Source organism: Salipiger abyssi (genome assembly GCF_017311415.1).
GTDB classification, from domain to species: domain Bacteria; phylum Pseudomonadota; class Alphaproteobacteria; order Rhodobacterales; family Rhodobacteraceae; genus Salipiger; species Salipiger abyssi_A.
This window is the reverse complement of the sequence record NZ_JAEKIS010000001.1, coordinates 234,165-245,960: the sequence shown is the minus strand read 5'-3', so window position 1 is coordinate 245,960 and position 11,796 is coordinate 234,165. Positions and strand designations below refer to the sequence as shown.

Annotated in this window: 12 protein-coding genes; 6 read left to right on the top strand and 6 right to left on the bottom strand. The window is 63.0% G+C overall.

Annotated features, from left to right (window positions below; all coding sequences use genetic code 11):
- Window positions 1-252 precede the first annotated feature (252 nt).
- From I6N89_RS01230 to I6N89_RS01205, 6 genes are all read left to right on the top strand, one after another.
- Complete coding sequence (locus tag I6N89_RS01230; protein ID WP_207016414.1) at window positions 253-867, top strand: ribonuclease D; 615 nt, start codon at window positions 253-255, stop codon at window positions 865-867.
- 3 nt (window positions 868-870) lie between these two features.
- Window positions 871-1,479 carry an LPS export ABC transporter periplasmic protein LptC gene (gene lptC / locus I6N89_RS01225; RefSeq protein ID WP_207016413.1) on the top strand — a complete coding sequence of 203 codons (609 nt, stop codon included), beginning with the start codon at window positions 871-873 and terminating at the stop codon, window positions 1,477-1,479.
- 10 nt (window positions 1,480-1,489) lie between these two features.
- Window positions 1,490-1,987 (top strand): lipopolysaccharide transport periplasmic protein LptA, encoded by a 498-nt coding sequence (gene lptA, locus I6N89_RS01220; protein ID WP_207016412.1) that lies wholly within the window; start codon window positions 1,490-1,492, stop codon window positions 1,985-1,987.
- A 15-nt stretch (window positions 1,988-2,002) separates the two neighbouring features.
- The gene (gene lptB, locus I6N89_RS01215) at window positions 2,003-2,761 is read left to right on the top strand and encodes an LPS export ABC transporter ATP-binding protein (protein ID WP_207016411.1); all 759 of its coding nucleotides are present in this window, start codon (window positions 2,003-2,005) and stop codon (window positions 2,759-2,761) included.
- A gap of 250 nt (window positions 2,762-3,011) precedes the next feature.
- Entirely contained in the window at window positions 3,012-3,575 is a 564-nt protein-coding gene (gene hpf / locus I6N89_RS01210) for a ribosome hibernation-promoting factor, HPF/YfiA family (protein WP_207016410.1), read from the top strand.
- Between the two features lie 57 nt (window positions 3,576-3,632).
- Entirely contained in the window at window positions 3,633-4,097 is a 465-nt protein-coding gene (locus I6N89_RS01205) for a PTS sugar transporter subunit IIA (RefSeq protein ID WP_207016409.1), read from the top strand.
- A gap of 465 nt (window positions 4,098-4,562) precedes the next feature.
- On the opposite strand, the gene I6N89_RS01200 is transcribed toward I6N89_RS01205, so the two are convergent.
- The 6 genes from I6N89_RS01200 to galE form a co-directional block, all read right to left on the bottom strand.
- Window positions 4,563-5,171: a hypothetical protein gene (locus tag I6N89_RS01200; RefSeq protein ID WP_207016408.1), complete on the bottom strand. Its 609-nt coding sequence runs from the start codon at window positions 5,169-5,171 to the stop codon at window positions 4,563-4,565.
- Window positions 5,172-5,358: 187 nt separating this feature from the next.
- Window positions 5,359-6,789 carry a nodulation protein NodH gene (locus tag I6N89_RS01195; protein WP_207016407.1) on the bottom strand — a complete coding sequence of 477 codons (1,431 nt, stop codon included), beginning with the start codon at window positions 6,787-6,789 and terminating at the stop codon, window positions 5,359-5,361.
- Between the two features lie 8 nt (window positions 6,790-6,797).
- Window positions 6,798-8,498, bottom strand: a complete 1,701-nt coding sequence (locus tag I6N89_RS01190; protein ID WP_207016406.1) for a beta-1,6-N-acetylglucosaminyltransferase — start codon at window positions 8,496-8,498, stop codon at window positions 6,798-6,800.
- Window positions 8,495-9,505: a glycosyltransferase family 2 protein gene (locus I6N89_RS01185; RefSeq protein WP_207016405.1), complete on the bottom strand. Its 1,011-nt coding sequence runs from the start codon at window positions 9,503-9,505 to the stop codon at window positions 8,495-8,497. Before I6N89_RS01185 ends, I6N89_RS01190 begins: the two co-directional genes overlap by 4 nt.
- 52 nt (window positions 9,506-9,557) lie before the next feature.
- Window positions 9,558-10,832 carry a glycosyltransferase family 4 protein gene (locus I6N89_RS01180; RefSeq protein ID WP_207016404.1) on the bottom strand — a complete coding sequence of 425 codons (1,275 nt, stop codon included), beginning with the start codon at window positions 10,830-10,832 and terminating at the stop codon, window positions 9,558-9,560.
- Window positions 10,813-11,796: a UDP-glucose 4-epimerase GalE gene (gene galE, locus I6N89_RS01175; protein WP_207016403.1), complete on the bottom strand. Its 984-nt coding sequence runs from the start codon at window positions 11,794-11,796 to the stop codon at window positions 10,813-10,815. The genes I6N89_RS01180 and galE overlap by 20 nt, the downstream gene beginning before the upstream one ends.

Below are 11,796 nucleotides of genomic sequence, written 5' to 3'. Positions count from 1 at the left end.
TGCGCTTGCGACACGTTTAGGATGAATAAAATGCTCACGAAATGTTACAGACTGTCGGGCGGCGCGACGTTGGCAGCCAGAAATGCGTCCAGCGGCGGCCTCGCAAACGTCACATTCTACCCGAATCGGGCCACATTCCAGGGCGGCCTTGCGCAAATATGGCGATGATATGCCGCCGCTCTTCAGTTGCATGCGCCGCCCGGCTTGCCTATTTCGAGCCGGACTCCTCCGCGCGATGAAAGGGCCCGGCGAATGGCGAACCACCTCTATCAAGGCGACTTGCCCGACGGGCTGGATCTGGGTCCGGTCGTGGCCATCGACTGCGAGACCATGGGGCTCGACCCGCATCGCGACCGGCTTTGCGTGGTGCAGCTCTCGGGGGGCGACGGCAATGCGCATCTGGTTCAGGTGGCCAAGGGCCAAACCGAGGCGCCCAATCTCTGCCGCCTGCTGCGCGACGCAAATGTGCTGAAGCTCTTCCATTTCGGTCGCTTCGACATTGCCGCCATGTATCATGCCTTTGGCGCGCTGGCGGCGCCGGTCTATTGCACCAAGATCGCCAGCCGCATGGTGCGCACCTATACCGACCGGCACGGGCTCAAGGCGCTGACGCAGGAGCTGCTGAGCGTCGATATCTCGAAACAGCAGCAGTCCAGCGACTGGGGCGCCGACACGCTGACCGATGCCCAGCTCGATTACGCCGCCTCTGACGTGCTCTATCTGCACCGCCTGCGCGAGGCGCTGAACCGCATGCTGGAGCGCGAGGGGCGCGTGGACCTGGCGCAGGCCTGTTTCGATTTCCTGCCGACCCGCGCGCTGCTCGATCTCGAAGGCTGGCCCGAGACCGATATCTTTGCTCACGCCTGAGCCATGGTGAGGGGCGGCGACACATATTCCAGCGTCATCGGCTGGCTGAAGATCCTGCTGCCGGTGGCGGCGCTGATGCTGCTTTCGACACTCTTTCTGCTGCCGCGGCAGGGCGACCAGGGCGCCGAGCTGCCTTATGCCGCCGGCACCGAGGCGGGCGACGCCACGCGCGAGCAGATCGTTGCGCCGCGCTATGCCGGCACCACCCCCAAGGGCGACCGGTTGACGCTGACCGCCGACAGCGCCGAGCCGATCGACGGCTCGCTGAGCCGGGTACGGGCGCATCGGCTGGATGCACAGCTCGACATGACCGATGGCAGCACAATCACGCTCAGCGCCAATGAGGCGCTCGTCGATGACGAGGACAAATCCGCCGATCTGGAGGGCAGCGTGCATATCGTCAGCTCCACGGGTTATGTGATCGACACCGAGCGCATGCTCACCGCGCTCGACCGGGTCGATGCGGAAACGCTGACACCGGTCAGCGGCAGCGGGCCGGCGGGGCAGTTCACCGCCGGCAAGATGACGATCACGGCGGAAGGAAGCGGCGGCGATGTGCAACTGCTTTTCACCGGTGGCGTAAACCTGATATATGATCCGCAAGATGAATGAAGGCTGCCGCATGTCCCGTATTCTGACCATCGCCGCCGCGCTGATCGCCCTCTCCGGGCCGGTGCTGGCCCAGGGAACCCAAGTCGCCTTCGGCGGCATGACGCAGGATACCAGCGCTCCGGTCGAGGTCAGTGCTGACCAGCTCCAGATCAATCAGTCGGACGGAACCGCGCTTTATACCGGCAATGTGGTGATCGGCCAGGGCGAGATGCGGCTCGCCGCGCCGCGCGTGCTGGTGATCTATACCGAAGGGCAGGGCCGGATAGACCGGATGGAGGCTTCGGGCGGCGTGACGCTGGTCAGCGGCGAGGAGGCCGCCGAATCCGACCGTGCCGATTACAGCATCGACACCGGGGTGATTGTCATGACCGGCAATGTGCTGCTGACACAGGGCGCCAACGCCCTGACATCGGAACGGATGGTCGTAAACCTGGACGACGGCACCGCACAGATGACGGGGCGGGTGCGCACCGTGATCGAACAGGGCTCCGGCGACCCGCAGCAGTAAGTGTAGAGTACCGAGATGCCCCGCCCCGAATTGACCGTGACCGAAGGCGACAGCGGCCTTCGCGTCAGACATCTGCGCAAGAGCTATCGCAAACGCGTGGTGATCCGCGACGTGACTTTGGATCTCGACCGTGGCGAGGTGATGGCGCTGCTGGGGCCGAACGGTTCGGGCAAGACCACGACCTTTTACGCGGTGGCCGGGCTGGTGAACCCGGAGGGCGGGCAGGTGCTGATCGACGGGCGCGATGCGACCTGGCTGCCGATGTATCGCCGTGCCCGGCTGGGCATCGGCTATCTGCCGCAAGAAATGTCGATCTTTCGCGGCCTCTCGGTCGAGGACAATATCGCCGCCGTGCTCGACGTGGCCGAGACCGACCGCCACCGCCGCCGCGAGCGGCTGGAGGAACTGCTTGGTGAGTTCTCCATCGAGCATCTGCGCCGCGCCCCCGCGCTGGCGCTCTCGGGGGGCGAGCGGCGCCGGGTCGAGATCGCCCGCTGCCTGGCCGCCAACCCGAAATACCTGCTGCTCGACGAGCCTTTTGCCGGGGTCGATCCGATCAGCGTCGGCGATATCCGCCATCTGGTGGCGGATCTCAAGAAGCGCGGCATCGGTGTGCTGATCACGGATCATAACGTGCGTGAGACGCTGGAGATCGTCGACCGTGCCTATATCCTGCATGACGGCAAGGTGCTGATGTCCGGCACCCCCGCCGAGGTGGTGCAGAACGAGAATGTCCGCCGGGTCTACCTGGGGGAGAACTTCAGGATCGGATAAAGCGGATTGTTCATACTATGTTGCGAGTTTCCGTCGCCGTTTGCGACAGATCATTGACAAAAAGGGCGAGTCTCACCTCAAATATAACCATGACGCAGCGCATTCCTGCATGCCCGTTTCGAAACGCCCCCGAGGAGAGGGAGGGATGGGCGTTACGTGCAACTGCCTTGCGTCTCCCCTGATCCGCTACCACATCGAACCTGCCAGAAAGGCGGGAAGGTCGCGGGTCCAACGAAGAGAAGGAATGAAAATGCGCTATCAGATCACGGGAAAGCAGATCGACATCGGCGAAGCGCTCCAGACTCACGTGAAAAACGAGCTGGGAGAGGTCTTGGAGAAATATGCCTTCAGACCGACGGACGCGACCGTTACCTTTTCCAAGAGCGCACATGAGTATATCTGCGAGGTCACGGTGCATCTGTCCACTGGCCTGACCTCTTCGGCCAAGGGCAAGGCAACCGAGATCTATGCTTCGTTCGACGGCTGTGCCGAGAAGATCGACAAGCAGCTGCGCCGTTACAAGCGCCGCCTGAAAGATCATCACAAGGAGCGTGCAGAGCCCGTTGAACTCTTCGGGGTGTCCTCGTATATCCTCGCCGGCGAAGTCGACTCGCACGAAGACGAGCCGGAATCGCTGCAACCGATTATCGTCGCAGAGATGGAAACCCAAATCCCGTCGCTGACAGTGGGTGAAGCCGTGATGCAGATGGAACTGGCCGGCGCACCCGTGCTGGTTTTCCGCAACGAGAAAAAGGATGGCGTGAACGTCGTGTATCGCCGCGACGACGGCAACATCGGCTGGATCGATCCGTAAGAGATCGGCGCGAGCTGCGGCCACGAACGCCTCAGAGCAGACAGTGAAAGGCGGTCTATGACCTTTCTGGAACTTCTGAAGCCGCAGGCGGTCAAGGCCGTCGCGGCCGCAAGCAGCAAGAAGCGGCTGATGCATGACATCGCCGAGCTGGCCGAGAGTGCCTATGGCCTCCCGGCCCCTTCGGTGGTCGAAGCGCTGATGGAGCGCGAAAGCCTCGGGCCCACCGGTGTGGGCCATGGCGTCGCCCTGCCACATGCCCGGATTTCGGGTATCGACGCGGTGCATGGCGTGTTCATCCTGCTGGAAAAGCCGGTGGAGTTCGAATCCGTCGACCGCCAGCCAGTGGATGTGGTTCTGGCGCTCTTCGCGCCCGAGGATGCCGGTGTCGAGCATCTCAAGGCGCTGGCGCTGGTCTCGCGCACGCTGCGTGACGCGGCGCTCTGCAACAAGCTGCGGGCCAATCCCGATCCGGCGACGCTGCACACGATCCTGACCGAGGACCGGTCGTCGCAGGCGGCCTGATCCGGGCACATCTGAGACAAAACGAAAGAGCGGGCCGCTGGGTCCGCTCTTTGCGTTAAATGACGCAGTGCCGGGCGGAGAACCGTTCAGGGCAATCCGATGACAGGCAATCACCTCCTGGAGAAATCCTCGGGAGCTGATTTCGATGGGTGTCGGCTGTGCGGACGAAGCGTGAATTCGCTGGAGTTGTTCCGAGTTCTGATTTTAGGAAACGGTTCGACCAAAAAATCCTTCCTGGCTCTGCCAAAAACGGTTGAGTTCTAACCGTTGAACGCTCCAGAGCGCGCCCTCAAGCAACAGTTGGTATACAGCCAGAACGCGGGACACAGAATTTGGATCGATCTTCGCAGCGGCCTCGGCAACAATTAATATCTGCGTTGCGCACGCAGATGCCTCAATGTTCACTTTGGTTTTGTCCTACATCCGGCTGTGGGCGTACTCTCGCAACGTTTCGAGAATGCCTCATCATATGAAGTCTTCCTCAATGATGGGCCTGGCTTTTTCGGTCCACTGGAAATGACCGACGTGAGAGCGCAAGAAGCCAAGTTCAGCCAATGCCAGCAACGTTTCAACGTGCAGACTGTCCGTGACTCTGAATTCTTCACCTTCCGGCGTCGGAAGATGTTCGTAATCGTCGTTGGGAAATGCGGTCAACTCACCGATATAGGCCGAAAGGACTTCCTCAACCGTTGTCAACGCGATTATGTCGCTGTCCAACAGATGCGTTTCGATTTCCTGTCGGCTCATCAGCATGATGTTGCGCGGAAATAGATTTTTGTCGTATATCGTTCGGTCCCGGGGGCCCAGCTTGTTGTGGCGCTTTCTCTCGGTCTTGACCGTCATGCCAAAGAATTTCAGTTCCGGAGTATCACGTCGCGCCACTCCAAGTTGCCACAATACCAAGAATGCCCGCTTATGTTCGTGGCAGTGTCGATGCCAAATGTAGCGCCTGTGACGGTCGACCGGCAGTGCAGGTTCAAAACCGCTGCGCATGTGATCTCTGTCCAGGTTGCGCGTGATGGAAGCCGCCATCGCGACAATGGCTGCTCTCTCTGACGGGCTATATCTGAACATGCAACGTTTCCCCGGGCTTTGGGATGCTTGGAAATTCCAAGGTATCGTAGGGTGCATGAAAGTCGACAAGGCGCTCGGAGCGGTTATCGCGCTCCGACCCCCTGCGGATCGCAATTGCGCTATCGACTGCAAAGAGCGGACCTCATGGCCCGATCCTATTCATATGATCCTGCCCGGACAAAGCCCGCTAGAGCCAGTCGCCGAAACCGAACATGAGGTAGTCGCGCTGATAGGCCTCGCGTGCGGCACTTTCCAGCCGGTCGTCATAGATCTGCGCCAGCGAATAGGGCGCGCGGATCGGCACATGCACCGGGTCGGGCGGTGCCCCGTGCCCGACCTGCATCGCCAGCGCCGGCAGATAGCTGGCCATCTCGTCCTCGCGCACGATCATGTCGGGCAGCGTAAGCTCGCCCATGCCATGGATCACATGCGCCTGGCTCGCCCAGTGCCCGTCGATGCGCACCGCCGTCTGGCCCGAGAGATTGGCCTTGAGAAAGACCAGAAAGGCGGTGAAGGCCTCGCGATGCGCTTCCAGCGTGTAATCGCTGCCGGGCTCCTCCTCGGGGATCGGCAGGTTATGGGCGCGGCGCAGGGTCTTGCGGATACCGTTATAGCTGCCTTTGCCGGTGGTCAGGATCTTGTTGCAGAACGCGTCATGCGCCCGGGCCAGCGGGTGGCGCAGCACGGTAAAGCTGCGGTGGCCCGGGCGCTCGCGCTTCCACTGCCGCAGGCTCTTCTGGCTGAAATCGCGCAGCAGCGCCTCGTCGTCCAGCCCGTCCAGCGCTTGCAGCCAGTTTTGCACCGCGTCCTCGGGGCCGGATTTGATCGGCATGTAGATCAGCGGGGTTTTCGCCGCCGCCACATAGCCCGGCACCGCCGGCCCGCGACGCGGCTCGAAATTCGGGGTGCGGGTCAGGTTGAATCGGTCGAGCCGCGCCAGCGCGGTCTCCATCTCGGCGAAATTCTCCACCTTGTCGGAGATCGGCTCGGGGTTTTGCCGTTTCAGCGCTGTGTTGAGGCTGTCGAGCTGGGAGCGCGCGCCCAGCCATTTCGCCAGCCCGTTCATGACCTCGACATTCTGGAGGTCTTCATAAGCGACGTAAAAGGCGGTCTGGCCGGTGACCTGAAGCGCGTTCATCAGGGTCACCTGAAAGGTCTGGAGCGCGTCGAGATGTGCCTCGAATTCCTGCGCGTCGAACCGCGCCTTGCCATCCTTGCGCTTCTTTACGTTGGTCAGCTTCCACTGGCCCGTGGCCTGCGCGATCTTCCAACTGACATAGCTGTCGACCGGGTTGCGGGTTAGCACGATCTTGGCGCAGCGCTCATCCGCCAGGATCTTGGGCAGGATGCGCGGATCGTGGTCGTGAAAGAAGCGAAACCCGCCGATGCCGCTGGGAGTGGCCACGCGGATCTGGGTCAGCAGACGCTCCGGATCGCGGTCGCGTTCGGCCTGTGAGATGCCCAGAACGTCGTCGGCATTCGGGTAACCGATGAAATGCGGGTTGAACACCTCGCCCAGACAGCTCAGCCCGTCGAAGCCGTTGAGATTGGCCTCCAGGAAATTGGAGCCGGTGCGCATCTCGGCAAAGACGACGAAGTAATCGAAGCGGTCGGACATGCGGAGCCTTATTTCTTTACGAGATAGGGTTTCCGGCGTCTCTGCGACGCATGGCGCGGCGCCGGCTCGACGGGGAAATCACCCATCAGATAGGGGTGCATCCCCTGGTTCTTGAGATTTTGCAGAAACTGTCCGAACCCGGCCAGATCCTCCATCACCGGCGCTTCGGTCAGCCGGCGGGGTGCCTTCTGGCCGATCTCGTCGATCACCACCTGAAGCGGTTCCATCGGCGCCTCGATGAATTCCGCCATGGTCCAGATGCGGATGCGCGCCTTGCAATCGGGTGCGCGCAGCTGATCGAGCATCTTGTTCTCGATCTTTTGCAGCCTTGCCGCCTCGGCACGCAGATCGGCGAAATTGGCATTGGACTTGAACAGCGGCACGGCCCAGGCGCCCGAGATTACGCTGATCTGCGCGTTCGGATCGCGCGCGATGTGCCAGCTGATCTTGATATTGTCGCGTGGCCCGTACTGGAAGCACTGCCGTTCACCCCGGGTGTTCCACAGCAGGTTGGTCAGAAACGCCTTGGGGTTCGCGTCGCGCAGCTTGGCATTGTCGGAGAGCGCGCCGTTGATCACCGTTTGCCCGCCGGCGAATTCCGCCCGCTCCGGCGCATAGAGATGGCCATGCACCTGCGCCCCCGTCGAGCGGGAAAGCCAGTTTTCGAAATCCCTGAAAAGCTCTGTAAAGCCTTGAAATACAGAGTATTTCCCCGCGGTTACCCCATTTTCCCAGCCGTGATTGGGATAGCGCGACTGCATGTAGAGCCCGGCGCGCCCGCGCGTCCGCCGGTCCACCGCCTTGGCGAAGATGCGGTCGATCTTGCCCGGGTTGGGTTCCTGCCGGTTCTCCGCGCTCTCGGCTTCGGTCAGGAAGGCCTCGTAGAGCCGTTCCGCATGTGGCCAGATCTTTCGCGCGACGAAACAGTCGGACCGGCGCAGCAATTGCAGGTGATCGTCGTAGAAGATATGCGGCTTGCCCTGGAAATCGAATTTCGACAGCGTCAGCGAGCGGCTTTCGATATTGGTGGAATAAAGCCGCGCCAGTGTTTGGAAGTAGCTCTCGTCGGGAATCCAGACCCGGCGGAAATAGCGGTCGAACTTGCGCCGCTCCGGGTCTTGCAGGATCGCCGAGAGGGTCTGCCGGGTCAGGCACCACCACTGGCTGCCCATATGCGGCACGATCCCCTTGGGCACCGGGCGGCGAAACCCGACGCGGCGCTGAAGATCGACGAAACGGTCGAAGAAATAGCGGTTCTTGCGCCAGGAGAACGGGAAGAACATCGTGAAACGCTCGTGGTCGAGCCCTCCCACCGTCCAGGGCACGTCGGCGGTGGTGGCGCTCTCGATAAAATCGGTGCGCGGCCGTTCGGCGAGGTAGTCGATCAGCTCCTCGACCGGGCGCAGCGGCAGGCAGGAACCCGAGGTCAGGTAGACATGCCGCACTTCCGGGAACCGCTCCAGCATCAGCTCGGAGGCGTCCTGGCTGGCCGCGACCAGCCCCCAGGTGCCCCAGTCGCAGCGGTGCCGGCGCGAGAACAGCACCTCTGGCAGATCCGACAGCGCGGCGGTGAACTCGTCATAGATGCGCTTGGGCACCATCCTGTCGACATGGATCACCACCGGACAGCCGGCCTTGACCCAGTGCCGCGCCACCTGCTCGGCGCGGCCGAGCGCGGTATGCACCAGCATGACGATGCCGACGCTCACGCCCAGTTCCCCTTGGACATGAGGCCCAGAATCTCGAGCTGCCGCCAGTTGATGTATTTCTCCGACCATTTGCACCAGAGATCGGGGTTGTCCTTGATCCCGGCGTGATAGGCCAGATATTCGGTCGAGCCGGCATAGTGCTGCTTGCGTTCCAGCTCCTCCGCCGCCTTCTTGCCGAAGGTGTCGAGGAATTTGGTATGAAGCAGCAGCCCGCTGGCCTTCTCGCCCCCCCATTCGTCATAGATGAGGTTGAGCCCGCGCGGCAGCAGCATATGGGTCGAGCTCACATAGGTGTAGCGCCGGTCCCATTTCACCAGTGGGATCTTGTTCAGCGCTGGCGCGCGTTCGGGTCGGTCGGGGAAAAACATGCGCGCGCGCGGCCCGCCCTGAATCCAGAGATTGCCGAAGCGATTGTTGCGGCGGATCGTATAGTTGCCCGCGTCGAACCACGAAGCGATTTCCAGCGGGTTCTGGCCGGCTTGATAGGGCTGCGCGTCGATCCTGCCCTTGGGATACATGTCGAGCAGCATCGCCGAAAAGCTCTTGATCGAGGAGGCGTCGAGCCAGTCGGTCAGCGCCCGCAGCGGGCGGGTGTCGCAGAACGGAAACAGAAAGAACTCGTCCGGATCGACGGTAAGCGCCCAGTGGCCGTGGCCGTATTTGCGCAGCAGGAAATTGATCCAGTCCATGCCGAAGCGCGAGCGCTTGTAGCTGCCTCGGCTCGACCAGACCGACACGTCCGGCTGCCGCGAGAGGTAATCGAGCGAGCCGTCGGTGCTGTCATTGTCGACAAAGAAGAAGTGGTTCACTCCCATCTCCCGGTAGTACTCCAGGAAATAGGGCAGGCGGATCGCCTCGTTACGCTGGGTGCAGAACACCAGCAGGTCAGAGGACCGAATGCGGTCGGTACGGTTCGACACCGGCATGAGTTCGCGACTCTTGCGCAGGGCGCGGATGCGCCAGCGCTTGCGCTGAAGCCTTAGCCGGTATGACTGCCATGCACCCACTATGCACCCTCGCGCGGGCCGGTTTTTCCGGCCCCGTTGCCCCGCCCGGCTATCAGATCAGGGTTAACACGGTCTTGAAATGCGCCTCCCAGCCCGGCGGCTGCCAGGCCGTGCTGCGGCGCGTTTCACTGTCCGGGTCTGCCCGCCGATCCTCGGCCATCCTTGTTATATTCTGCGCCCAAAGATAACGGTCTGAAACGCTTGCGTAAACGGGAATATCCCCAAGCACCTCGCGCAACACGGGCAAATCGGAGGCAAGCACTGGCACCCCCAGCGCCGCCGCCTCCATCGGCGGCAGGCCATAACCCTCGGCATCGCTGGGAAAGAGCAGCCCGGCGCTGCCTGCGAGTAGCGCCGCGATCTGCCCGTCATCGAGCCCCGGCAGCTCATGCACGCGCGGAATGCCCCGGTCGAGCCGAGCGAACACGTCTTCATTGTTCCAGCCGCGCGCCCCGCAGATCAGCAGATGCGGTTCCGCCCCTTCATCTTTCTGCAAATACTCAAAAAACGGCCCCGCGCTCTCCGTCGGCGCCCCTTCCGGCAGAGGCGCTTCCCCCTCCCAGAGATCGAGCAGCAGCGCATGGTTCTTGCGCGGCTCAATGGTGCCCAGAATGACGAAATAGCTTTGCCCGGTCCAAGGCCCCTGCGGCGCCTCGCCCGGCTGCGGCACGTCGACGCCCAGATGCGCCACCACGCTCCCGGGGCGCAGCCCGCGCGGGTCAAGATGGCGCCGCATGTCGCGCTCGGTCTGCGCGGAATTGCAGATCACCAGATCGGCAAAGCGCCCCATGCGCAGCAGAAAGCCATGAAAGCGCTCGGTGATGCCCGGGCCCTGGTAGTCGGGATAATCCAGCGGAATGGTGTCGTGCAGCAGCACGACGATGCGCAGACCCGGCACCGCGCGGAGCGCGCTCAGCACCCGGTCGGTCAGGTTGGTATGGCCGATATTGAGGTAGACTGTGCCCGCCGGCAGATGCGCCCGGAGCATCCGGCGCAGACCCCGTGGCAGGCAGCGCGCCAGCGCCACGCGGCGCAGCGCGGTCTCGGTGCCTGCGCGCCCCGGCGCAAGACGGCGCAGCCGCGACAGGCGGTCGGGAGCGGGCCAGTCATGGCCGTCGATCCGCCGTTTCAGATCGGCGCAGCCGTTACGGTCGAGCAGAAGATAGCCCAGAGACGAGCGCACCAGCCCGAAAAGCGGGCCGGGCTCTCTCAGAAGCCGGTCGAGATAGGCGTATTCGACCCTGTCGACCCCGGTGAAGGGCCGCCCGGCGCGGGACACCAGCCGGGTGAGGTCCAGCAGTCGCGGATCAGCCGTCGTAATGCCCATTCAGATGCCAGTTCCAGGCGTCGCCGATCATCTGCGCCATGGTCGAGCGCTTCGGCTCCCAGCCCAGCTCCGCCTCCGCCCGGGTCGAGCCCGAGACCAGCTTGGTCGCGTCGCCGGCGCGGCGCGGGCCCTCGGAATGCGGCACCTCGCGATTGGTCACCGCGCGGGAGGCGTCGATCACCTCGCGCACGGAAAACCCCTTGCCGGTGCCGAGGTTGAAGACCCGGCTGCCCTTGTCGGCCACCAGCCATTTCAGGCCGAGCACATGGGCATCGACCAGATCCATGACATGCACGTAATCGCGGATGCAGGTGCCGTCCGGCGTGTCGTAATCGGTGCCGTGAATGGTCAGCGCCGGGCGCTTGCCATCGATCGCCTCCAGCATCACCGGGATCAGATGGGTCTCGGGGCGGTGATGTTCGCCGACCTCGCCTGCCTCGTCGGCGCCCGCCACGTTGAAATAGCGGAAGATCACATGGCGCAGCCCATAGGCGGCCTCGAAGTCGCGCAGGATGTTTTCCACCGCGCGCTTGGAGGCGCCATAGGCGTTCAGCGGTTCCTGCGGGGTGTTCTCGTCGAGCACCACATTGTCGTGCTCGCCATAGGTGGCACAGGTCGAGGAAAAGACGAAATTCAGGCAGCCCGCCGCCGTGGCGGCCTCGATCAGCGTCAGCGAGCCCTCGACATTGTTGCGCCAGTAGCGCCCCGGCTCCGACATCGCCTCGCCGACCTGGCTGAGGGCGGCGAAATGCATCACGGCCACCGGCTGGTATTTGGCGAACACCGCGTCGAGCCGGGTACGGTCGGACAGCGCGCCCTCCTCGAACGGGCCGAACTTGACGGCGTCTTTCCAGCCGGTCACCAGATTGTCGTAGGTCACGGGCGTATAGCCCGCGATTTTAAGCGCCTTGCAGGCATGCGAGCCGATATAGCCCGCGCCTCCGGTCACCAGCACATATGTCAC

Excerpts from the sequence above, each read along its gene's own strand:
- I6N89_RS01230 (WP_207016414.1), top strand. The coding sequence starts at position 253 with ATGGCGAACCACCTCTATCAAGGCGACTTGCCCGACGGGCTGGATCTG.
- lptC (WP_207016413.1), top strand. The coding sequence starts at position 871 with ATGGTGAGGGGCGGCGACACATATTCCAGCGTCATCGGCTGGCTGAAG.
- I6N89_RS01200 (WP_207016408.1), bottom strand. The coding sequence starts at position 5,171 with ATGTTCAGATATAGCCCGTCAGAGAGAGCAGCCATTGTCGCGATGGCG.
- lptA (WP_207016412.1), top strand. The coding sequence starts at position 1,490 with ATGTCCCGTATTCTGACCATCGCCGCCGCGCTGATCGCCCTCTCCGGG.
- hpf (WP_207016410.1), top strand. The coding sequence starts at position 3,012 with ATGCGCTATCAGATCACGGGAAAGCAGATCGACATCGGCGAAGCGCTC.
- I6N89_RS01180 (WP_207016404.1), bottom strand. The coding sequence starts at position 10,832 with ATGGGCATTACGACGGCTGATCCGCGACTGCTGGACCTCACCCGGCTG.
- I6N89_RS01205 (WP_207016409.1), top strand. The coding sequence starts at position 3,633 with ATGACCTTTCTGGAACTTCTGAAGCCGCAGGCGGTCAAGGCCGTCGCG.
- I6N89_RS01195 (WP_207016407.1), bottom strand. The coding sequence starts at position 6,789 with ATGTCCGACCGCTTCGATTACTTCGTCGTCTTTGCCGAGATGCGCACC.
- lptB (WP_207016411.1), top strand. The coding sequence starts at position 2,003 with ATGCCCCGCCCCGAATTGACCGTGACCGAAGGCGACAGCGGCCTTCGC.